Below are 21,905 nucleotides of genomic sequence, written 5' to 3' on the forward strand. Positions count from 1 at the left end.
CGCCATGTACCTCAACCAACAGGAGGCCGACGCATGGATTGCTCGCGGCGAGGATTTCTTAAACTGACCGGCGCAGGTGTCGCCTGCCTCTCGCTGGGTCAGTTGGGGTTCAATCTGTCAGAAGCGAAGGCATACGCAACGTCGCTGAAGATTGAAGGGGCAAAGGAAGTCATTACGATATGTCCGTTCTGTTCCGTCAGCTGCAACATGATTGCCCATGTTCGCGACGGAGAACTGATCAGCACGGAAGGTGACCCGGACTTCCCCGTTAACGAAGGGGCGTTGTGTGCCAAGGGCGCGGCGCTTACGTCCATGTCCAAGAACCACCACAGGCTGCTCAAGCCCATGTACCGTGCGCCTTACAGCGACAAGTGGGAAGAGAAGGACTGGGAATGGATGCTGGACCGCATTGCGCGACGCATCAAGGAAACCCGTGACAAGGAGATCATTCTCCAGAACGAGAAGGGACAGACCGTAAACCGCCTTGAGTCTGTGTTCCATCTGGGAACATCGCATGCGGACAACGAAGAATGCGCCCTCATCCATCAAGCAATGCGCGGCCTGGGAGTTGTCCATATGGACCACCAGGCGCGGATCTGACACAGCGCAACTGTAGCGGCTCTGGGAGAGTCGTTCGGACGCGGTGCAATGACCAACCACTGGATCGACATCAAGAATGCCGATGCCATCCTCATCATAGGCAGTAATGCTGCCGAACATCACCCCATTTCCTTCAAATGGGTTCTCAAGGCTAAAGACAAAGGGGCCGTGGTAATGCACGTGGACCCCAAATTCTCGAGAACGTCCGCCCGTTCCGATTTCCATGTGCCGCTTCGTTCCGGTACGGATATCGCGTTCATGGCCGGTATGATCAATTATGTCCTCGAGAAGGGTAAGTACTTCAAGGAATACGTACTTAACTACACCAACGCCGCCACTATTGTCGGCGAAGGCTACAGCTTCAAGGACGGTATCTTCAGCGGATACGATGCCGGCAAGCGCGCCTATGACAAGAAGACCTGGGACTTCGAGTTGGATGCGAACGGTGTGCCCAAGCGGGATACCACCCTCAAACACCCCCGTTGTGTTTTCAACCTGATGAAGAAGCATTATTCCCGCTATACGCTGGATAAAGTTTCCTCCGTCACCGGTGTGACCAAGGAAAACCTGAAGCGCGTGTACGAGAACTTTGCAGCCACCGGCAAGGCAGACAAGGCTGGCACCATCATGTACGCCCTTGGCTGGACCCAGCATACCGTAGGTGTGCAGAACATCCGCAGTGCCGGTATCTTGCAGCTTCTTCTGGGTAACATCGGTGTGGCTGGCGGTGGCATCAACGCCCTGCGCGGCGAGCCCAACGTTCAGGGCTCCACCGACCATACCCTGCTGTACCACATCATCCCCGGCTACATGGCCCAGCCCATGGCAGACTGGCAGACCTATGAAGACTATAACAAGGCCAACACGCCGGTCTCCAATGACCCGCAAAGCGCCAACTGGTGGCAGAACAAGCCCAAGTACCTGGCCAGCCTGCTCAAGGGGTGGTACGGCAACTATGCCACCAAGGATAACGGTTTCTGCTATGGCTTGCTGCCTAAGATCGAAAAGGGCGCAGACCATTCGTACATGTTCCTCTTCGACCGCATGTACAAGAAGCAGATTACCGGCGGTTTCATTGTCGGCCTGAACCCCATGAACAGCGTGCCCAACTCCAACAAGGTTCGCAAGGCGCTCGATAATCTGGATTGGCTGGTCACCATGGACCTGCACCATTCCGAAACCACGGATAACTGGCACCGCCCCGGCGTTGACCCCAAGACCGTGAAGACGGAAGTGTTTCTGCTGCCCTCTGCCCACCGTGTGGAGAAGGAAGGAACAGTTTCCAACTCTGGTCGCTGGCTTGTGTGGCATAACCGTGCCATTGATCCGCAGGGCGAAGCACGTCCCTTCGGTGGTCTGTACGTTCCGCTCATGAACAAGCTGCAGACCATGTACCGCAGGGAAGGCGGAACGCTTTCCGATGCCATCACCCGTCAGGACTGGCCGCAGACTTACGAGGCCGAAGAGTGGACCAAGCGTATCAACGGCTACTTCACCCGTGATACCAAGGTTGGCGACAAGCTCTACAAGAAGGGGCAGCTCGTACCTTCGTTCGTGGCGCTCAAGGACGACGGCTCCACTTCTTCGCTGAACTGGCTGTATGCGGGCAGTTACACCGAAGAGGAGGGCAACAAGTCCAAGAAGCGGGATCTTAGCCAGACCCCCATGCAGGAAAAGATAGGTCTCTATCCGAATGTGGCATGGTGCTGGCCGGTGAACCGACGCATTCTGTACAACCGTGCATCCGTGGATGCCAACGGCAAGCCCTACAACCCCGCCAAGGCTGTTATCGAGTGGGATGGCGCCAAGTGGGTAGGTGACGTGCCGGACGGCGGTTGGCCGCCCATGGCAAGCGGTAAGGGCAAGTTGCCCTTCATCATGAGCAAGAACGGCTTCGGCCAGCTCTTCGGCCCCGGTCGTATGGACGGTCCCTTCTCTGAGCATTACGAGCCGGTCGAAACGCCCATTGCGTCCCATCCGTTCTCCAAGCAGCTGCACAGCCCCGTCTACAAGTTCGTTACCAGCGACATGGACGTGCTGGCAGAGCCTGCAGATCCCAGATTCCCCATCGTGTTGACGACCTACAGCCTCACAGAGCACTGGTGCGGCGGCGGTGAAACCAGAAACGTTCCCAACCTGCTGGAAACCGAACCTCAGCTCTATGTGGAAATGAGTCCTGAACTGGCAAAGGAAAAAGGCATCGCCAACGGCGATGGCGTGATTATCGAAAGTGCGCGCGGCAGAGTTGAAGCCATTGCCATGGTGACGGTGCGTATTCGGCCGTTCCTGGTGGAAGGCAAGACTGTCCATCTTGTGGGCATGCCCTTCTGCTTCGGCTGGACGACTCCCGGTACGGGCGATTCGACCAACCGTCTGACTCCCTCGGTAGGTGACCCCAACACCTCCATTCCGGAGTACAAGGCAAGCTGCGTCAATGTCCGCAAGGCCGACAAGCTCACCGAGATCGCAAAATAGGCGGCCCTTTTGGGGATGCCGCCAAGGAGCATGATCATGCCAAAGTCCTTTTTCATAGATACGACACGGTGCACGGCCTGCCGGGGTTGCCAGCTGGCCTGCAAGGAGTGGTTCGAGCTTCCGGCCAACAAGACCAAACAACTCGGAACACATCAGAATCCGCCGGATTTGAATCCCTACAACTATAAACTGGTTCGTTTCAGCGAACATCTGATCGGTGACAAGGTGGAGTGGTATTTCTTCCCCGACCAGTGCCGTCACTGTCTGAATCCTCCCTGTCAGGGGGCCGCAGACACCGTACTTGAAGGTGCAGTCATTCAGGATGATGCCACCGGAGCCGTCATATTCACCGAAAAATCTGCTCAGATATCCAAGGAGGATTTCGAGTACGTCCGCGAGTCCTGTCCTTACGACATTCCTCGCCGTGACGAGAAGACCGGCCGCATGACCAAGTGTGTCATGTGCATAGATCGCGTTCAGGCGGGCATGTTGCCTGCCTGTGTGAAGGTTTGCCCCACAGGCACCATGAACTTTGGTGAACGTGAGCAGATGCTGGCGATGGCGGAAAAGAGGCTGGCGCTCGTCAGGAAGACGCATCCCAACGCCATGCTGGCCGACCAGCACGATGTGAACGTGATTTACCTGCTTGCGGACGCCCCGGAACGCTATCACACCCATAGCGTTGCGCAGGTCGCCCCCATGGGCCGCAAGCAGCTGTTCGCATCCCTGCGAAAGCCTCGTGCTTCCGCACAGGGAAACACCGAACGGAGTTAGTGTGACTGCCTAGGAACCGATAGGAAGGGGAGGGCGCGGCTCAGCCGTATGCCCTCCCCGCTTTGAAAGAAATGTTAGCCTCGGACAATGTACAGCCAACGCATCAGGAGTCTTCAGATGACCAAGGACACCGCTCTCTCTTCAGTATCTTCCGATCCCGCAGTTGATCCTTTTGCAGGCAGCAAGCGCTCCGGTGCAGCCGAAACCCTGTCGGCTGCCTGTGTCCGCCGTCCGGCGCTGGCCTCGGTGTTGTCTCCCTTCATTCCCTTGTTTGCGGCAAAGGAAGAGGTTTGCGAAGAATTGAAGGCGGGCCTGAATCCCGTGCCGGAGTTGATGCATCCTGATGTGGCCCGGCTTGAAGGCGGGGTAGCTCTGCTGGCCTCTGTGTCTCTGGACTGGCTGGTGGCCCCGTTCAAGCAGGCTGCTTCTCGTTTGCTGCCTCATCTTGCATCCCTGCCCGCGTTGGCCGGGCATGTAACCCGTTACCTTGAGGCGTTGGAGTCCGGTTCGATTGATGCTGCGGCCATCTCTCAGGCCTGTCTAGCCAGCGATGCCGCAGGGCTGGAGCGAATGGCTCAGGCTGTACAGATGCCTGCTCCGGTGCTTGTTTTCCTGACTCATCAGGCATTGGGCACGGTGCTTCGTGCTGCCCGCGAGATAAGTGCTCCGGTCGTTCCCTCCGTGCAGTGGCGCGAAGGCTATTGTCCTGTCTGCGGCTCGTTTCCGTCTCTGGGATGCCTCGGACGGCCCGATCCCGATCAGTCCGAGTTCGTCAAAGGAGGGGGAGGACACAAGTATCTGCACTGCTCTTTGTGCGGGAACGACTGGCGATATCGCCGTGGTGCCTGTCCCGCGTGCAGTAATGAGGATCCCGGTGCAATTGAGTACATGCGGGCAAAGGAAAGCCCGTGGGAGCGGGTTGAGCTGTGTCGCAAGTGCAATACGTATGTCGCCGCACTTGATTTGCGGGAAACTGTTGATAGCCCGGATCTTGATGCTGCAGCCATAGGCCTCATGCACCTTGATCTTCTTGCGGCATCCGAGGGGTTGCGGCCTCTGGCTCCCTCGCTCTGGAACTCCTTCGATTAGTTCTGCGGAGGCATCATGCAGACTATCAAGCGCACCATATTGCGGTATCGGGAAGGCGGAGCACGCACATCCGACGACACCATACTGACAGAGGCGACGTTGGAAATCGTGGTGAACGGCGTACCATGGGCTGCCCTTATGTGTACTCCGGGCAGTGATGAAGATCTTGCACTCGGCTTCTGTCTGACGGAGGGGCTGATGACGCCCTACGAGACATACGGGGTCGAAGGGCGTGAGAGTATGCCTGATGGCAGTCGGCTTCATCTTGTCATCAGCGGGGGGGCTGAGCGGGTTCATGCTGCTTTGAGTGGGCGCGGGATGCGTACCGGAGCCTCCTGTTGCGGAAATCGTAGCGCCACCCGTGCGGAGGATCTGATACGCATCATTCCCGCCGTGTCTGATGATTATCGTATTTCTCCCGGGCAGTTACACCAGTTGCAGATGGAGTCTGAGGCGTGCCAAGCCTTGTTCGACAGCACCGGCGCTACACATTTCTGCGCTTTGTATGATGCAGAAAACTCCATGCTTGCCTATGCGGAGGATGTGGGGCGGCATAACGCCCTCGACAAGGCCGCAGGGCAGGCGTTCCGGCTCGGCAGGTTGCAGAGGGCGCGGCTTGTGCTGTTATCGTCACGGCTCAGTTTTGAGATGGTACAGAAATCCATTGCGCTCGGGGCACAGGTGGTAGCCGGATTCTCTGCCGTGACCAGCAGGGCGGTGGCCTTGGCTGAGTCGTCCGGCGTTACGCTAGTCGGTTTCCTGCGCTCACCGCGTCTGAATATTTACACCCACCCTGTCAGATTGGGATATGAGTCCCCGGGTGTTTCGCTGCATCATGTTGACATGTCTAAGTATTTTCCTGGGTTGTCTTCCTGATTCCATTGCTCGTTGTAAAGTTCCAAATTTCACATGGTTTACGCGACTGCAAACCTGTTCTATTCTCACACACTTAATTGTGCCCTTTGATGGCCATAATACCACTTCATCCTGTGGAGACGCACCATGACGCAAGGTTTCAGGAATATCGGTGAACACACTTTCGACGAGTTCGTCGAAATGGCTACGCTCTTTCATAACTATCCCGCGCCGGGACTCATTCTTGGCGGTTACATGGTTGAGGAGGCCAAGCGGCATATTCCTGAAGGAACCCTCTACGAGGCCATAGCCGAAACGGCATGGTGTCTGCCCGACGCCATTCAGATGCTTACCCCCTGTACCATCGGCAACGGATGGGTGCGGGTCATGAATTTCGGCCTGTACGCCATGAGTCTGTTTGACAAGCGTACCGGCAAGGGCGTGCGCGTGTGGCTGGATATGCACAAGCTTGCCGAAGATTCGGAACTCCTCACGTGGTACCTCAAGCGCAAGCCTAAGCATGAACAGGATTCAGACAAGCTTCTGCGTGAAATAGGTGAAGCGGGGGCGGACATCCTTTCCGTGCGGCCCATCCAGCTTCGGGCCGACCTGCTGGTCAAGCGCAGCAAGGGCGGCATTGGCGAATGCCCCGTCTGTCATGAGGCCTATCCCACGGTGCATGGTCCCATCTGCCGTTCCTGCAAGGGCGAGAATCCCTATGACAACAGTCTGGGCGATGCCCCCGGCGGCGTGGTGTATCCTTTGCCCAGCGCCATCAGGACCGTTGCGGCGGAGGAGGCCATGGGGCGTGAAGTGCTGCACGACATGACCAGCATTGACCCCGGCAAGAGCAAGGGAGCCGCCTTCCGCAAAGGTCAGGTTTTTGATGTGGGCGATCTGTGCCGTCTGCAGCATATGGGCCGTAACAACCTGTATGTCGAGACCGGTGAAGTGGGTGAAGAGTGGGTGCATGAGAATGACTGTGCCGAAGCCTTTGCCAAGGGACTTTCCGGTGAGGGGGTTGTGAGCGGCGGAGAACCGCATGAGGGCAAGGTGACGCTCAAGGCGGCCTACGATGGCCTGTTCCGCGTGAACACGGATGCTCTTTATGCCTTCAACCTCTGCCCCGGCGTTATGGCGGCGAGCCGTAACGGCTGGACCATGGTGAAGGAAGGCGCAGAAGTGGCAGGTACCCGCGCTGTGCCCCTGTACCTGCAGCGGGCTGATTTTGTCAGGGCCATGCAGGCGCTGGAAGCATCTGACACGCCCATTTTCAGTGTTCTGCCCCTGCGCAAGGCGCAGGTTGGCGTGCTGATCACCGGAGACGAGGTGTTCAGCGGCAAGATTGAAGACCGGTTTGAAGAGATCATCCGTAAAAAAGTTACGGCGCTTGGCAGTGAAGTGCATCGTGCCATCATTGTGCCGGACAACCGGGACATGATCCGTGACAACGCCCGTGCGCTGCTGGACGAAGGCTGCAACATCATCATCACCACGGCCGGTTTGTCCGTAGACCCCGACGATGTGACCCGCCACGGTCTTGTGGATGCAGGAGCACATGACATGCTCTACGGCGCGCCGCTGTTGCCCGGCACCATGACGCTCATCGGGAAGATCGGTACTGCGCGCCTGCTGGGCGTTCCCGCCTGTGCGCTCTTCTTCAAGCACACCAGTCTGGACCTGATTCTGCCCCGTTTGCTGGCGGACGTGGATGTGACCCGCGATGACCTTGCCCGCATGGGTGAGGGAGGCATGTGTCTCGGCTGCGCCAACTGTACCTTCCCCAAGTGTCCGTTCGGCAAGTAGCGCGATCGAATCATTGCAATGTAAAAGGCGGCCCGAAAGGGCCGCCTTTTTTTGTATGCATCGGGCTGTTTTTGTTAGCTGGGGAAGACCAGCGGGATCAGGTCGTCAATGCGTTCTGCCGTATGCACTTCAATCTTCTTGAGCAGTTCCGCAGGAACATCTTCAAGGTCCTTCACGTTCTGGCTGGGGATGATCACGTGACCGAGGCCGCGCGTCACACCGGCAAGAATCTTTTCCTTGATACCGCCCACAGGCATGACCCTGCCGCGCAGGGTGATTTCACCCGTCATGCAGAGATCGCTGTTCACGGGCTTGCCGGAAAGGGCGGAGATGAGCGCGGATACCAGCGTCACACCGGCAGAGGGGCCGTCCTTGGGTGTGGCGCCTGCAGGAACGTGGATGTGGATATCCAGCTTTTCGAGGAAGTCGGGATCGATGCCCAACTGCTCCGCATGGGCGCGCGCATAGCTCATGGCAGCCTGGGCGGATTCCTTCATCACGTCACCAAGCTGGCCGGTGAGCGTGAGTTTGCCCTTGCCTTTCATGGTGGACACTTCGATGTGCAGAATCTCGCCGCCGAAGGGCGTCCACGCAAGACCCATGGCCACGCCGGGGAGCAGTTCCTTCTCGCGCTCCTCATCAAGGTAGCGGGGAATGCCCAAGAGCTTGGGCAGGGTCTTCAGGGTAACTTTGAAGGGGCCCTTTTTGCCTTCGGCCTTTTTACGGGCCAGCTTGCGGCAGACGGAGCCGATTTCGCGTTCAAGATTTCGCAGGCCTGCCTCGCGGGTATATTCCTGAATGATCTTGGTGATGACGGTATCCGGAATGACGGCGTCATCCATGGTCAGACCGTTTTCCTCGGTCTGGCGGGGAATGAGATAACGCCGCGCGATGCTGGCCTTTTCCTGCAGGGTGTAGCCCGGAATCTGGATGATCTCCATGCGGTCGCGCAGGGGCGCGGGAATGGTATCCAGCTGGTTTGCAGTGCAGATGAACATGACCTTGGAAAGATCAAAGGGCACGTTCAAATAGTGATCGGAGAAGGAGAAGTTCTGTTCGGGATCCAGCACTTCCAGCAGGGCGGACGAGGGGTCGCCGCGGAAATCGGAGCCGAGCTTGTCTATCTCGTCCAGCATGATCACGGGGTTACGGGTGCCGAGCTGCTTGATGATCTGAATGATACGGCCCGGCATGGCTCCGATGTAGGTGCGGCGGTGGCCGCGGATTTCCGCCTCATCACGCATGCCGCCAAGGGAAACGCGTGAGAACTTGCGGCCGAGAGCACGGGCAATGGAACGTCCGAGCGACGTCTTGCCCACGCCGGGAGGGCCTGCAAAGCACAGGATGGGCCCCTTGGACTTGGGGTTGAGCTTGCGGACGGAGAGATATTCCAGAATACGGTCCTTGACCTTTTCAAGGCCGTAGTGGTCGTCGTTGAGGATGGTTTCCGCCGTGGGAATGTCCAATCTGTCGCGGGAAAGTTTTTTCCAGGGCAGTTCGCCGAGCCATTCCAGATAGGTACGTACCACGGTGGCTTCGGAGGCATCGGGATGCATGGAGGCGAGGCGGCGCAGCTGCTTGTCTGCTTCCTTGCGTACATCTTTGGGCAGGCCCGCCTTTTCGATCATGCGGGCGAGTTCTTCAATGTCGTCATCGCCGGACTCGCCTTCGCCCAGTTCGCGGCGGATGGCCTTGAGCTGTTCGCGCAGGTAGTAGTCTTTCTGCGCCTTGTCCATGCCTTCGCGGGCCATGTTCTGGATCTTGGCCTGCATGGCGGCGACTTCTGTTTCCTTCACCAACTGGTTGTTCACCAGTTGCAGGCGTTCAAGGGGATCGGTGCATTCCAGAATGAGCTGGGCATCGTTCACCTTCATGCGCAGGTTTGCGGCGATGAGGTCCGCAAGACGGCCGGGATCGTTGACGCTGTTCAGCACGGACATGATGTCCGAGGTGGCCACGCCGCGCAACGAGAGAATGCGCTCGCTCTGTTCGCGGGCCGCGCGCATCATGGCTTCCTGCTCCACGGTGAGCAAGTCTATTTCGGGTTCGTGAACAGCCTCAACTTCCGCAATCATGTAAGGATCTTCGGATATGAAGCGCTTCACCACGGCGCGGCTGATGCCCTGCACGAGGACCTTGAGGCGGCCATCGGGCATTTTGAGCATGCGCATGATCATGACCACGGTACCGGTCTGGTGCAGATCGTCGGGCTTGGGATCTTCCGTACTCTCATCCTTCTGGGTGGTGATCATCAGGTAGCGGCTGCCGTTCAGCGCGGCATCCACGGCCTGCACGGACTTTTCCCGCCCCACGAATAAGGGCAGGATCATGTAGTTGAACACCACGATGTCACGTACCGGAAGAACGGGCAGCTCGGATGGAAACTCCGGCAGAGCTCCTTCCATGTCGTCGGCAAGAGAGTCGGTCACGGAGTCATCGGACATGCTGTTATCAGAAGAATCAATATCGGGTTCCAGCGTATATTCGCTCATTGGGTACTCCGTTCGGGAAAAGTATTTGGCTTGGACTAATACCGTATGGAAAAGTCCGTACTGGCTTCGTCGGAAGTCGGCAGATCGGTGCAGCTTACAGCGGTAACCTCGCTGTATGCGGGCCCCTGCCAGAGATGCTCCTGCAACTTGCCAATGGCATCTGGCGCTCCGGTGGCCGTCAACTCAACGGAACCATCCGGCAGGTTGCGCACCCATCCTGTCAGTTTCAGAGGGAGGGCCGTGCGGACGGTCCAGAAACGGTATCCCACCCCTTGTACTCTGCCGTGTACGATGCATCTGCATGTTTTCATGGCAAATCCCTGAATTGGCCGGATGTTGGTTGCACTTGCCGGTGTTAAATGAGGCCTTCGCTTTTCAAACTGTAATAGTCGCCTTCGGTGACGATGATGTGGTCCAGTACCCGAATGCCCAGCGCCTGACCGGAGCGGATGATCTGTCGTGTGATCTCCACGTCCGGTGTGGAAGGAACAGGATTGCCGCCGGGATGGTTGTGCACGATGACCAGAGAGCTTGCTTTGTTCCCTAGCGCCATTTCCATGAGGTCTCGGGGATATATCATGGTCGTGTTCACGGTTCCGGTGGAAATGCGTTCCCATGCGAGCAGCCGGTTCTGGTTGTCCAGAAACACCGCCCAGAATTCCTCATGCGGCAGAGAGCCGAGCCTGAGTCTTGCCATGGCAACGATGTCCGTCGGTCCGGCAAGTGTGGCGCGCTCTCTGACAGGGGATTCAAGACAACGCGTCATGAGCTCTCGCAACAGCAGCCACTGGTTTTCCAGTGACGGTCCGAAGCCAGCTATGCCGCGGAGTTCTGCAGGACGGGCATGTAACACGCCGTGCAGAGTCTTGAATCTGGACAGCAATTCCTTGGCCAACGGTTTGGTATCACAGCGGGTGAGCACGGTACCGAGCACCAGTTCCAGAAGCTCGTAGTCTGCGAGTTGTCTCGCATCCTTCTTCAATTTCTGGCGCAGGCGCTCCCTATGGCCATGAAAATGCGGTTTGCTGTCCATAATAAGTAATAAATAGCGTGAAGCAAGCTGAAATTCGAGAGAAAAGTGGTCTGTAGCGTGGAAAAACGGGAAAAATCAACGTCGGTAGGTGGCTGACGTGTGCGGCGGGCGTTGCTGGGAGCCTTTCAAGCTGCCAAACAAGGCAATGAGACCGGCTACGAGCATTTCCATGGCCTGTTCGGGTTTGCGCTCACCGGTTTTGATACCTTTTTCGGCCTCAAGGGCAAGATCCCATATGCGTGCGATGCGTGCCCGGCCCATGGTGCTGGCCAGCCGTTCCTTGTTCTGCTTGACGTTGCCGGGCAGGAAGACCTGTTCACCTGCCAGCAGCTGCCACAGAATGCGGGCTTCGCGCAGGAGCATGGCTAGGAACTTGAAGATGCCGTCTTCACCGGTGGCGTGTCCCTGTACGACCTTGCTCCAGACTTTTTCCGGTGCGTTGCCGGTTTGCAGGGCATTGATGAACGAGAAGATATCCAGTTCCGTTTCCTGTGCGATTTCAGAGGCCAGTTCCGGAGTGATTGTGGCGTTGTCGCCTGCAGCCAGAGCCAGTTTTTCCAATTCACGGGTTGCGGCCGTGGCATCTGAGGTGAGATTCTGTGCCAGTATCTGCAGTGCCTGCGGAGGAATGGATACAGTGTTCCTGGCTGCCCAGCCGGTTACAAAATCGCGCATGTCGCGGGGGGTGAGGCCTGCGGATTCCCATATCCAGCCCTTTTTTTCGGCAAAGCCCCAGCATTTGAGGCCAGTGATGGCCTTGACCACCTTGGGCTTGCCTTTTTCGAAGGGTACCTCAAGGCACAGGAAGGGCCACGCAAGCGGGTTGAAGCTTCCCAGTGCCTGACTGAGTTTTTTCCAGTCGTCAGTGGAAAGGTTCTGGGCGTTGCGTACCACCAGACTCTTGGGGGTGGCGAAGAGACCCTGCAGCGTCAGGTTTTCCCAGAAAACGGGAGGCAGGCCTTCATCGCCCCAATACACATGACGCTGCCACTGACCATCAGGCGCAGGGTTGGCGCTGAGCTGTGCATCAATGTGATCTTTGATCAGTTGGGCGTCTGGGCAGGTGCAAATGGTGAAGCCGGGTCTGGACATAGAGGCGTTTTACAGGGCTTGATGTGCGTGTGGCAAGAGTGCCGGGAGAATACGTAAAATGGCCTGAAAGCCGAAGCTTTCAGGCCATGTATATACGATGGGGGGCCAAGGGTCCATACGGTATTGGCATCCCGCGGCGGGGGGCAGCTAGAAACTGTGCCGCATGCGGTCACAGACCCGTTGTACAAGCAGTTGCGTGATGTCCGTACCGGCATCCTGCTCGTTCTTCGAGTCGTAAGTGCGCGAGAGAGATTCCTTGCCGGAGCGCCAGAATACTCTGTTTGTCTGCCCGCTGTACACGATGGCTTCAAAGCGAAGTGAAGCGGAATAGATCAGTGTCTTGTCATCGGAGTCTCTCATGTGACTGCGCAGCATGAATTCATCAATGACTATTCGCATGGTGTAGTCCGACGGACTTGAGTCCACCCAACTCGCCAGGTTGCGCTTGTGAATCTCGTCCCGCATGAGGGAACGGATTTTGGGCGGTAACCATGCATACATGGTGGGGTTCTCCACGGAGCCCATCCGTATGGTGGAACGGGGATCTCCGAAGATGCCTTTCTCCTTGCCCGCAAACTGGTAGCCGCATCCGGCGAGCAGCACCGTTGCCGTGAGGACAAGCAGGACAAGGCGAACCACGCCTGCGACACTGTTCTTGCTAGTTTGCAACCACATTCACGAGTTTCCCGGGAATGACGATGACCTTGCGGACGGTCAGGCCTTCCACATGCTTGGCAACGTTTTCATCGTTCAGGGCAAGAGACTTCACGGATTCCTGATCGGCATCCGCAGGCACTTCAAGACGAGCGCGTACCTTGCCGTTTACCTGTACGACTACGGTAGCCACGTCTTTGACCATGGCTTCTTCACTATATGCGGGCCAGGCTTCAAAGGCCAGACGGTTGGTGTGGCCGACGGCTTCCCACAGCTCTTCACACAGGTGAGGCGTGATGGGGGACATGAGTGCCAGTACCGTGGATACGGCGGAGGACAGGACGATTCGTCCGTTCTCGTCTTCGCGCAGTTTGTCCTTGGCAAGGTACAGATCGTTCACCAGTTCCATCACGGCTGCGATGGCGGTGTTGAACTGGAAGCGCTGGTGAATATCTTCCCCGGCCTTCTTTGCGGCTGTGTGTTCCTTGTTGCGGATGGCCTTTGCTTCCTCGGTGGTGCAGTGGGCTGCGGTGGAGGAGCAGGGCTTGACCGTGGTGAGCACGTCCATCTGTTCTTCCACAAGACGCCAGATGCGCTTGACGAAGCGGTTGGCACCTTCAATGCCCGTGTCGGACCAGTCAAAGTCGCGTTCCGGCGGAGCTGCGAAAAGGCAGAACAGACGCACGGTGTCCGCGCCGAACTTGGCGATCATTTCTGTGGGGTCAACCACGTTACCCTTGGACTTGGACATCTTTGCACCGTCCATCAGCACCATGCCCTGCGTGAGCAGGTTGCGGAAGGGCTCGTCAAAGTCCAGGAAGCCGCAGTCGCGCAGCGCCTTGGTGAAGAAGCGGGAGTAGAGCAGGTGCAGGATGGCGTGTTCCACGCCGCCGATGTACTGATCCACGGGTGCCCAGTAGGAAAGCGCTTCCGGCGTGAAGGGAGCCTTGTCCTGACGTGCGTCAGTGTAGCGCGCGAAGTACCAGGAGGATTCCACAAAGGTATCCATGGTGTCGGTTTCGCGGCGGGCCTTCTGGCCGCACTTGGGGCATGCGCATTCATAGAATTCTGGGCTGTCGCCGAGGGGCGAACGGCCGTCGGGGTGCGTCTGGACTTCCAGCGGCAGCACGATGGGCAGGTTCTCTTCCTTTTCGGGAACAATGCCGCAGCTGTCGCAGTATACCATGGGAATGGGGCTGCCCCAGTAACGCTGGCGGGATATGTTCCAGTCGCGCAGGCGGTAGTTGGTGGTGCGCTTGCCGCGGTTGTTCTCCTGCAGCCAGTCGGCTACACGGGCCTTGCCTTCCTCGTTGGGGGTGCCGTCGAACTGGCCGGAGTTCACCATCACGCCGGTGGCGGTGTAGGCTTCCGTCATGTCGGCAACATCCAGCGTTGCGCCTTCAGGCTGAATGACCACCTGCATGGGCAGGTTGTACTTGCGGGCAAATTCGAAGTCGCGCTGGTCGTGAGCGGGAACGGCCATGACCGCGCCCGTACCGTAGCTGGCCAGAACGAAGTTGGCCACGTACACCGGAATCTTCGCGCCGTTCAGTGGATTGATGCAGTATGCACCGGTGAAGACGCCTTCCTTTTCCAGCGTTTCGGAGGTGCGCTCAATGCGGTCCATGTTGCGGATGCGTTCCACGAAGGCACGCACTTCTTCCGCCTGCGGCTTGCCGTCGATGAGCTTTTCCACCAGCGGATGCTCGGGGGCAAGGCTCATGAAGGTGGCGCCGAAAATTGTGTCGGGACGGGTGGTGAACACGGTGATGGAGTCATCAATGCTCTCGATGTCGAAGGTAATCTCCGCACCCACGGACTTGCCGATCCAGTTCTCCTGCATGGAGATGACGCGATCCGGCCAGCCGCCCTTGAGCTTTTCAAGGTCTGCCAGCAGTTCTTCTGCGTAGTCGGTAATTTTCAGGAACCACTGTGCAAGATCCTTCTGTTCAACCACGCTGTCGCAGCGCCAGCACAGACCGTCTTCCACCTGCTCGTTGGCGAGAACGGTGTTACACTTGGGGCACCAGTTCTGGGGCTGCTGTTTGCGATAGAGCAGGCCCTTTTCGTAGAACTTGAGGATGAACAGCTGTTCCCAGTGGTAATATTCCTTGTCGCAGGTTGCGAGCTCACGACGCCAGTCGTAGGAGTAGCCAAGGCGCTTGAGCTGGGCGCGCATGTTGTCGATGTTGGCGTACGTCCACTTGGCGGGGTGGATGTTGTTCTTGATGGCGGCGTTTTCCGCAGGTAGGCCGAAGGCGTCCCAGCCCATGGGGTGCATTACGTTGCAGCCCTGCATGCGCTTGAAGCGTGCCACTACGTCGCCGATGGAGTAGTTGCGGACGTGGCCCATGTGGATGTTGCCCGAAGGATACGGGAACATTTCAAGCACGTAGTACTTTTCCTTGTCCGAGTTGTGATCGGTATGGAAATCGCCGTATTCTGCCCAAATGCGCTGCCATTTGGTTTCTATGGCCTGCGGATCGTACTTCATTCCCAACAGTTCCTTTATGTTGCTCGTGTTCACCGACCGCTGTAGCGGTCGGCTCGCGGAAAATTCTTCTGACAGTGTTCAGGTTGCCCGTGTCGTCTGGCCAGCACCATGAAAACATGATGTTTGATTGAGATTCGGTCGCTGTGGCTACCGCTGACGGTTTGCCTGTCCCGTAACCGTAAGGCCCTTTGGGGGCTGGGGTAGGGGGCATGCCGGGAGCGGGGGAGGCCTTCAATCCGCCCTCCTCATGACGGGAGAAAGCCTGCCTGCGCAGGAGCGTTTAGTTACCGGAACGACACTTTGCCTTACCTCAGCAAGGCAGGTTCTATCAAGCACTTGCCGCTCTACGGTCAGCCCTGCTGGCAAGTAAAGCGGCAAATGGGTGCGGTATAAACCGCAACCACCCGGACTGTGCCGGGTGGTTGTAAATACTAGGCAGTGCGGGGCGCGAGCGAACCATCCTGCACGGCTTTGGCAGCGGCATCGAGGATGCCGTTAACAAAGTTGCGGGATTTTTCGTCGCCGAACTGCTTTGAAAGCTCGATTGCCTCGTTAATGGCCACCTTGGGCGGCACATCCTGACGGTACAGCATTTCGTATACTGCCAGACGGAGCAGGGTGATTTCGATCTTGCCGATACGCTCCACACGCCAGTTCTTGGCAAACTTGGCGATGACTTCGTCAAGGGCGCGGTGGTTGCTCCACACGCCTTCGATGAGTTCCCAGGCAAAGCCTTCGGGATTGGTGGGGTCGATATTCTTGTCGGCATTGTCCGGTGAACCGGCGTACGTCTCCGCCAGTGCTTCCAAGGTTTGCACCGGAGAGAAATTCAGGCCGTACAGGATCTGAAAGGCCTGTGCGCGCGCCAGTCTGCGCGGAGGAGTCTTTTCCTTGGTCATGGGTTAGATCTGCTCCAGAACGCGGAAGGTCTCCAGCATGGCGGAGGCTGCTTCCACACCCTTGTTACCGGCCTTGGAACCGGCGCGTTCGATGGCCTGATCCAGAGTGTCGCAGGTGAGCAGGCCGAACCCGACGGGCAGGTTGTACTCCAGAGAAACCTGAGCGAGGCCCTTGGCGGCTTCGTTGCAGACGAAATCAAAATGGGGGGTGGCGCCGCGAATGACCGCGCCGAGGGCTACGATGCCGTCATACTTGCCGGAAGCGGCCAGTTTCTTGGCGGCGATGGGCATTTCGAATGCACCGGGCAGGCGGACGATGGTCAGGTCTTCGCGGGAAGCACCGTTGCGTGCAAGGTAGTCAACCGCACCGCCCACCAGACGGTCAACGATGAAATCGTTGAAGCGGGTGGCGATGATGGCGACCTTCATCCCCTTGGCATCAAACTGGCCTTCAATGGTCTTCACGTGCAGCATTCTGTATTCTCCTTGTCAGGGCTTGGTGCCCTGCGAAACGTCGATCATTCAGTATAGAACACGCTCCCCGACCCTGAAAAGCATTAAATCAGGGTAGGGGAGCATAAAGTTTAGCCTGTTCAATCTGTTGTCGGGGCTTGGGAGCATGCTCCGGATCGTCTGGATACCAGCGGGTTCTGTTACGCTGTTCCGGATCGTTCCTGTTGCGGCTTCCCCGTCAACAGTTATTCGGCGCCGTTTTCGTCAAGATGTTCCAGCATGTGGCCCATCTTGTCTTTCTTGGTGCGCAGGTAGTCGGCGTTGTACTGGCAGGCGTTCATTTCAATGGGGATTCGCTCCACCACTTCGATGCCGTAGCCTTCAATGCCGACGATCTTCTTGGGGTTGTTGGTCATCATGCGCATCTTGCGTACGCCGAGGTCCACCAGCATCTGAGCGCCGATGCCGTAGTCGCGCAGGTCGGCCTTGAAGCCGAGCTTCTTGTTGGCTTCCACGGTGTCATAGCCCTGATCCTGCAGTGCATAGGCCTTGATCTTGTTGGCAAGACCGATGCCGCGGCCTTCCTGACGCATGTAGAGGATCACGCCCTTGCCTTCCTGTGCGATGGTGCACATGGCGTTGGCAAGCTGGTCGCCGCAATCGCAGCGGACGGAGCCGAGCACATCGCCGGTGAGGCATTCGCTGTGCACGCGCACCATAACGGGATCGTCACCCTTGATGTCGCCCTTGACCAGTGCGATGTGGGTGGCGGGTTCCAGTTCGTTTTCGTAGGCGATAACCTTGAACTCACCGTACTTGGTGGGCATCTTGGCTTCGGCTACACGCTTTACGGAAAGCTGATCGGGCTGCATGCGGTAGCGGATGAGATCGCGGATGGTGGCGATCTTCATGTCGTGCTTCTTGGCAAATTCGATGAGGTCGGGCATGCGGGCCATTTCGCCGTCGTCCTTCATGATTTCGCAGATGACGGCTGCGGGCTTCAGACCGGCAAGGCGGGAGAGGTCCACGGAGCCTTCGGTCTGGCCGGCACGCACGAGCACGCCGCCCCTCTGGGCGCGCAGGGGGAAGATGTGGCCGGGGGTTACGATGTCTTCCGGCTTCACGTCGTCCTTTACGGCGGTGAGGATGGTGGTGGCGCGGTCAGCGGCGGAAATGCCGGTGGTCACGCCATTGCGTGCTTCGATGGAAACGGTGAAGTTGGTGCCGAATTTGGACCCGTTGCGGCGTGCCATGAGCGGCAGTTGCAGCTTGTCCACCCAGTCGGGTGCAAGGGCAAGGCAGATAAGGCCGCGTCCGTGAACGGCCATGAAGTTGATAACTTCAGGGGTGACGTGTTCGGCGGCGATGGTAAGGTCGCCTTCGTTTTCCCTGTCTTCGTCATCGACCAGAATAAGCATCCGGCCTTTGCGAATCTCTTCAATGGCCTCTTCGGCAGTGCAAATGGGCATATTCGTACCTCTTGAATGTTTCTCAGGGCCAACCGTCATGCGGGGCCTGTTGAAAGCTTAGAATCCGTGCTTGCGCAGAAACTCTTCCGTAATCACGCCGGAAGGGGCCTTTTCAGTGGCGGGCTTGCCTTGCCACGCCCCCAGCATACGCTGGACATACTTGCCTATGACATCCGTTTCCATGTTCACGCGGTAGCCCGGCTTCCATTCGGAAATGGTGGTCACTTTCTGCGTTTCGGGAATGATGTTCACTTCCAAAAAATCAGGGCCGCAATCATTGATCGTAAGGCTGATGCCGTCAAGTGCTACGGAGCCCTTCGTGATAATTTGTGTACCGAATTCGGTAGGGAAGCTCAGCCGGTATGCGCGCGAAAGACCGGCAGGGCGCACGGAGGCCACGCTGGCCACGCAGTCCACATGCCCGCTGACGATGTGCCCGCCAAGGCGGTCGCCCATGGCGAGAGCACGTTCCAGATTCACGCGGCTGCCCACTCGCAGGTCGCCGAGGTTGGTCAGGCGCATGCTTTCCGCAGAGGCGTAAACCGTGAACCAGTCGGCTCCATGGGTTTCCACCGTAAGGCATACGCCGTTGGTGGCTATGGATTCGCCGAGCACGAAGTCGGTGAGCTCGCAGAGCGGGCGGATGGTGAAGCGAGTTTCGCTTCCCATGTTCTGAACGGCCCGAATTTCTCCCTGTCCGAGAACAAGTCCAGTGAACATAATCAGTCTTCCCGTCGGCGCAAGGTGATGATGATATCGTCGCCGCTTTTTTCCGTTGCAGTCATGCGCAGGCCGAGCACTTCATCCATGGTGGCGGGGGCTCGGCCGTCAAAAAGACCGGGGGCTTTGGCATCTGCCATGATCTTGGGGGCCATGTGCAGCTGGAATTCCTGCGCAAGTCCCTGTTCCAGCATGGCGAGGGCAAGTTTGCCGCCGCCTTCGCACAGGGTGTACAGACACTTGTGCTCGTTGCGCAGCCAGCGCAGACCGTAGCCTATGTCGCGGCCACCAAGGGAATCGCCTTCCAGCACGGGCAGGGGCATGACCGTGCAGCCTCTGTCGCGCAGGCCTCTGGCGGCGTCACTAGCAGCAGATTCCTCGGAAGTCCAGAATATGGTTTGCTCCGGACGTTCCGTAAGCAGCTTGTATGCTTCGGGAACGTTGGGAAGCTGCGAGGTTATGATGACGGCCAGCGGTTGCGTGTCCACGCCGTCCAGACGGCAGGAGAGCTGCGGGTTGTCCTTGCGGAAGGTGGTGCCTCCCACGATGACCGCCCCCACGTTGCGTCGCAGTTCGTGTACGCGGGCACGGGATTCGGGCCCGCTGATCCAGCGGGAATTGCCGCTGCGGGTGGCGATTTTGCCGTCCAGTGTGGAAGCCAGCTTGAGGATGGTGTAAGGCAGCGGAGTTTCAACCCATGTCAGAAAGTCAGCCACAAGATCACGGCATTCCTGTTCAAGAACGCCCGCTTCGACCCGTACGCCGTTTTCGCGCAGGAACTCCGCACCGCCCTTGGCCTTGGGGTTGGGGTCCATCAAGCCGATGACGACGTGACGGATGCCCGCGTCCAGAACTGCCTTGGAGCAGGGCGGGGTCTTGCCGTAGTGGTTGCAGGGTTCAAGAGTGACAACCAGCGTGCATTGCGCAGGATCAACGCCCAGCATTGCGGCATTGCGCAGGCATTCCACCTCCGCATGGGGTTGACCGCAGGCCGTGTGATAGCCGCGTGCGACAATGACTCCGTCCTTGACCAGAACAGCTCCGACAGTGGGGTTGGGCGCTGCATGCCAGCGTCCCTGTTCCGCCAGCGCGATGGCTTCACGCATGAACGGTTCGAAGGGATGACCCATCAACTAGCCTCGTTTGGTATAATCCAGTTTGGTGAAAAGCACACCGGACTCTTCCACCATGGCGGTGGCAAGAGGGTCGTCGTAGCCTTCCACGTAATACACCGCCTTGACCCCGCAGTTGAGCAGCATCTTGGTGCAGATGAGGCAGGGCATGGTGGTGCAGTAAATTTCAGCGCCGGTCAGGGATACGCCGTGTACGGCTGCCTGAATGATGACGTTTTGTTCGGCGTGCAGGCCGCGGCAGATTTCGTGCCGTTGTCCGGAAGGAATACCCATCTGCTCGCGCAGGCATCCGGTGTCCAGACAGTGTGAAACATTGGCAGGAGCCCCGTTGTAGCCGGTTGCGAGAATGCGTTTGTCCTTCACGGCAATGGCGCCAACCTTGCGGCGGGTGCAGGTGGAGCGCTCGGCCACCATGTAAGTAATGTCCATGAAGTATTGCGGCCACGGCAGTCGTTCGTGCATGGGTGCTCCTCTCGAGTCTGGTTGGCGGTGTCGGCCCTGTATAATACAGACGCGCTGCGAAGGCCAGTCTGCCCGCGCAGCGCGTCCCGAAACGGCTTGTGGGGGACGGTTACCAGGCGAAGATCGGGAACTGGCGGGCGAAGGCTTCCACTTCCTTGCGGATGGCCTTCAGGCGCGTTTCGTTCTCGATGTTGCCGAGTGCGTCGATGATCCAGTCGGCGACCTTTTCCATGTCCTTGCCCTGCATGCCACGGGTGGTCAGGGCGGGGGTGCCGATGCGGATGCCGGAGGTTACGAAGGGGCTGCGGGTTTCAAAGGGCACGGTGTTCTTGTTCACGGTGATGCCTGCTTCGTCCAGCGCCAGCTGCGCGGCCTTGCCGGTAATGTCCTTGTTGGTCAGGTCAACCAGCATGAGGTGGTTGTCCGTACCGCCGGAAACGAGTTCAAAGCCCTGTGCGGTGAGGCACTTGGCCAGCGTCTGGGCGTTTTCGACTACCTGCTTCTGGTATTCCTTGAACTCGGGGCGCAGCGCTTCGCCGAAGGCCACGGCCTTGGCCGCGATGACGTGCATGAGCGGACCGCCCTGAATGCCGGGGAATATCTGGCTGTTCAGGCACTTGCCCATATCCTCGGAGCTGAGGATCATGCCGCCGCGGGGACCGCGAAGGGTCTTGTGGGTGGTCGTGGTGGTGATGTGCGCGTAGGGAATGGGAGAGCTGTGCACACCCGCGGCCACGAGACCGGCGATGTGGGCCATGTCCACCATCAGCTTGGCGCCAACTTCATCGGCAATGGCGCGGAAGCGGACGAAATCCAGTTCGCGGGGGTAGGCGCTTGCGCCGGCCACGATGACGGTGGGCTTGTGTTCCTTGGCGAGCTTCTCGACCTGATCGTAGTCGATGCGGCCGGTTTCCTTTTCAACGCCGTAGAAGACGATGTTGAAGAAACGACCGGAGAAGTTCACGGGGCTGCCGTGGGTCAGGTGACCACCGTGGGAAAGATCCATGCCCAGAATGGTGTCGCCGGGCTTGGCGATGGCAAAGTATGCCGCCATGTTGGCCTGGCTGCCGGAGTGGGGCTGCACGTTGGCGTATTCGGCCCCGAAGATTGTTCTGGCGCGGTTGATGGCCAGGTCTTCCGCCACGTCTACAAACTCACATCCGCCGTAGTACCGCTTGCCCGGGTATCCTTCGGCGTACTTGTGCGTCATTACGCTGCCTTGCGTCTGGCGCACTGCGGAAGAGACGAAGTTCTCGGATGCGATAAGTTCGAGCCCGCCGGTCTGGCGCTCGATTTCCTGATACATTGCCCGTGCTACTTCAGGGTCTTGCAAGAACAGTTCGTCCATTTTCCACCTTCCGGTATACATATTGTTAAAGCCGTGCACCGGGTTTCCGGTGCACGG

At 58.3% G+C, this 21,905-nt stretch carries 18 protein-coding genes; 5 read left to right on the forward strand and 13 right to left on the reverse strand.

The window, feature by feature from the left end; translation table 11 throughout:
• Nucleotides 1-33: 33 nt before the first annotated feature.
• The 5 genes from fdnG (at nt 34) to N1030_RS01890 (ending at nt 7,599) form a co-directional block, all read left to right on the forward strand.
• A complete protein-coding gene (gene fdnG / locus N1030_RS01870) occupies nt 34-3,075 on the forward strand; it encodes a formate dehydrogenase-N subunit alpha (protein WP_265827315.1) in 3,042 nt (1,013 codons plus the stop codon).
• 36 nt (nt 3,076-3,111) lie between these two features.
• Nucleotides 3,112-3,849, forward strand: a complete 738-nt coding sequence (locus tag N1030_RS01875; protein WP_265827316.1) for a 4Fe-4S dicluster domain-containing protein — start codon at nt 3,112-3,114, stop codon at nt 3,847-3,849.
• A gap of 117 nt (nt 3,850-3,966) precedes the next feature.
• Nucleotides 3,967-4,938, forward strand: coding sequence for a formate dehydrogenase accessory protein FdhE (locus N1030_RS01880; RefSeq protein ID WP_265827317.1), 972 nt, complete (start codon nt 3,967-3,969; stop codon nt 4,936-4,938).
• 15 nt (nt 4,939-4,953) lie between these two features.
• Entirely contained in the window at nt 4,954-5,814 is an 861-nt protein-coding gene (gene fdhD / locus N1030_RS01885; RefSeq protein WP_265827319.1) for a formate dehydrogenase accessory sulfurtransferase FdhD, read from the forward strand.
• Between the two features lie 126 nt (nt 5,815-5,940).
• The gene (locus tag N1030_RS01890; protein WP_265827320.1) at nt 5,941-7,599 is read left to right on the forward strand and encodes an FmdE family protein; all 1,659 of its coding nucleotides are present in this window, start codon (nt 5,941-5,943) and stop codon (nt 7,597-7,599) included.
• 74 nt (nt 7,600-7,673) lie between these two features.
• Here N1030_RS01890 and lon read toward each other — a convergent pair whose 3' ends face one another.
• From lon to glyA, 13 genes are all read right to left on the reverse strand, one after another.
• Nucleotides 7,674-10,043: an endopeptidase La gene (lon, locus tag N1030_RS01895; RefSeq protein ID WP_265829120.1), complete on the reverse strand. Its 2,370-nt coding sequence runs from the start codon at nt 10,041-10,043 to the stop codon at nt 7,674-7,676.
• Between the two features lie 83 nt (nt 10,044-10,126).
• Nucleotides 10,127-10,402: an acylphosphatase gene (locus tag N1030_RS01900; RefSeq protein ID WP_265827321.1), complete on the reverse strand. Its 276-nt coding sequence runs from the start codon at nt 10,400-10,402 to the stop codon at nt 10,127-10,129.
• Nucleotides 10,403-10,446: 44 nt separating this feature from the next.
• Nucleotides 10,447-11,124, reverse strand: a complete 678-nt coding sequence (gene radC / locus N1030_RS01905) for a RadC family protein (RefSeq protein WP_265827322.1) — start codon at nt 11,122-11,124, stop codon at nt 10,447-10,449.
• Between the two features lie 75 nt (nt 11,125-11,199).
• Nucleotides 11,200-12,216 carry a DNA polymerase III subunit delta gene (gene holA / locus N1030_RS01910; RefSeq protein ID WP_265827324.1) on the reverse strand — a complete coding sequence of 339 codons (1,017 nt, stop codon included), beginning with the start codon at nt 12,214-12,216 and terminating at the stop codon, nt 11,200-11,202.
• A gap of 147 nt (nt 12,217-12,363) precedes the next feature.
• A complete protein-coding gene (gene lptE / locus N1030_RS01915; RefSeq protein ID WP_265827325.1) occupies nt 12,364-12,891 on the reverse strand; it encodes an LPS assembly lipoprotein LptE in 528 nt (175 codons plus the stop codon).
• Nucleotides 12,875-15,364 carry a leucine--tRNA ligase gene (gene leuS / locus N1030_RS01920; RefSeq protein WP_265827326.1) on the reverse strand — a complete coding sequence of 830 codons (2,490 nt, stop codon included), beginning with the start codon at nt 15,362-15,364 and terminating at the stop codon, nt 12,875-12,877. Before leuS ends, lptE begins: the two co-directional genes overlap by 17 nt.
• A gap of 431 nt (nt 15,365-15,795) precedes the next feature.
• Complete coding sequence (gene nusB, locus N1030_RS01925; protein WP_265827328.1) at nt 15,796-16,263, reverse strand: transcription antitermination factor NusB; 468 nt, start codon at nt 16,261-16,263, stop codon at nt 15,796-15,798.
• A gap of 3 nt (nt 16,264-16,266) precedes the next feature.
• On the reverse strand, nt 16,267-16,737 hold the full coding sequence (ribH, locus tag N1030_RS01930; protein WP_265827330.1) for a 6,7-dimethyl-8-ribityllumazine synthase: 471 nt from the start codon (nt 16,735-16,737) through the stop codon (nt 16,267-16,269).
• A 224-nt stretch (nt 16,738-16,961) separates the two neighbouring features.
• Nucleotides 16,962-18,185 (reverse strand): bifunctional 3,4-dihydroxy-2-butanone-4-phosphate synthase/GTP cyclohydrolase II, encoded by a 1,224-nt coding sequence (locus tag N1030_RS01935; protein WP_265827331.1) that lies wholly within the window; start codon nt 18,183-18,185, stop codon nt 16,962-16,964.
• A 57-nt stretch (nt 18,186-18,242) separates the two neighbouring features.
• On the reverse strand, nt 18,243-18,905 hold the full coding sequence (locus tag N1030_RS01940; RefSeq protein WP_265827332.1) for a riboflavin synthase: 663 nt from the start codon (nt 18,903-18,905) through the stop codon (nt 18,243-18,245).
• Nucleotides 18,906-18,907: 2 nt separating this feature from the next.
• Entirely contained in the window at nt 18,908-20,035 is a 1,128-nt protein-coding gene (gene ribD / locus N1030_RS01945; RefSeq protein WP_265827333.1) for a bifunctional diaminohydroxyphosphoribosylaminopyrimidine deaminase/5-amino-6-(5-phosphoribosylamino)uracil reductase RibD, read from the reverse strand.
• A gap of 3 nt (nt 20,036-20,038) precedes the next feature.
• The gene (locus N1030_RS01950) at nt 20,039-20,500 is read right to left on the reverse strand and encodes a deoxycytidylate deaminase (RefSeq protein WP_265827334.1); all 462 of its coding nucleotides are present in this window, start codon (nt 20,498-20,500) and stop codon (nt 20,039-20,041) included.
• A 109-nt stretch (nt 20,501-20,609) separates the two neighbouring features.
• Nucleotides 20,610-21,848 carry a serine hydroxymethyltransferase gene (gene glyA / locus N1030_RS01955; protein ID WP_265827335.1) on the reverse strand — a complete coding sequence of 413 codons (1,239 nt, stop codon included), beginning with the start codon at nt 21,846-21,848 and terminating at the stop codon, nt 20,610-20,612.
• Nucleotides 21,849-21,905: the final 57 nt, after the last annotated feature.

This window comes from Desulfovibrio mangrovi (assembly GCF_026230175.1).
Taxonomy (GTDB): Bacteria; Desulfobacterota; Desulfovibrionia; order Desulfovibrionales; family Desulfovibrionaceae; genus Halodesulfovibrio; species Halodesulfovibrio mangrovi.

Excerpts from the sequence above, each read along its gene's own strand:
- N1030_RS01875 (WP_265827316.1), top strand. The coding sequence starts at position 3,112 with ATGCCAAAGTCCTTTTTCATAGATACGACACGGTGCACGGCCTGCCGG.
- N1030_RS01880 (WP_265827317.1), top strand. The coding sequence starts at position 3,967 with ATGACCAAGGACACCGCTCTCTCTTCAGTATCTTCCGATCCCGCAGTT.
- fdhD (WP_265827319.1), top strand. The coding sequence starts at position 4,954 with ATGCAGACTATCAAGCGCACCATATTGCGGTATCGGGAAGGCGGAGCA.
- N1030_RS01890 (WP_265827320.1), top strand. The coding sequence starts at position 5,941 with ATGACGCAAGGTTTCAGGAATATCGGTGAACACACTTTCGACGAGTTC.
- lon (WP_265829120.1), bottom strand. The coding sequence starts at position 10,043 with ATGTCCGATGACTCCGTGACCGACTCTCTTGCCGACGACATGGAAGGA.
- N1030_RS01900 (WP_265827321.1), bottom strand. The coding sequence starts at position 10,402 with ATGAAAACATGCAGATGCATCGTACACGGCAGAGTACAAGGGGTGGGA.
- radC (WP_265827322.1), bottom strand. The coding sequence starts at position 11,124 with ATGGACAGCAAACCGCATTTTCATGGCCATAGGGAGCGCCTGCGCCAG.
- holA (WP_265827324.1), bottom strand. The coding sequence starts at position 12,216 with ATGTCCAGACCCGGCTTCACCATTTGCACCTGCCCAGACGCCCAACTG.
- lptE (WP_265827325.1), bottom strand. The coding sequence starts at position 12,891 with ATGTGGTTGCAAACTAGCAAGAACAGTGTCGCAGGCGTGGTTCGCCTT.
- leuS (WP_265827326.1), bottom strand. The coding sequence starts at position 15,364 with ATGAAGTACGATCCGCAGGCCATAGAAACCAAATGGCAGCGCATTTGG.
- nusB (WP_265827328.1), bottom strand. The coding sequence starts at position 16,263 with ATGACCAAGGAAAAGACTCCTCCGCGCAGACTGGCGCGCGCACAGGCC.
- ribH (WP_265827330.1), bottom strand. The coding sequence starts at position 16,737 with ATGCTGCACGTGAAGACCATTGAAGGCCAGTTTGATGCCAAGGGGATG.
- N1030_RS01935 (WP_265827331.1), bottom strand. The coding sequence starts at position 18,185 with ATGCCCATTTGCACTGCCGAAGAGGCCATTGAAGAGATTCGCAAAGGC.
- N1030_RS01940 (WP_265827332.1), bottom strand. The coding sequence starts at position 18,905 with ATGTTCACTGGACTTGTTCTCGGACAGGGAGAAATTCGGGCCGTTCAG.
- ribD (WP_265827333.1), bottom strand. The coding sequence starts at position 20,035 with ATGGGTCATCCCTTCGAACCGTTCATGCGTGAAGCCATCGCGCTGGCG.
- N1030_RS01950 (WP_265827334.1), bottom strand. The coding sequence starts at position 20,500 with ATGCACGAACGACTGCCGTGGCCGCAATACTTCATGGACATTACTTAC.
- glyA (WP_265827335.1), bottom strand. The coding sequence starts at position 21,848 with ATGGACGAACTGTTCTTGCAAGACCCTGAAGTAGCACGGGCAATGTAT.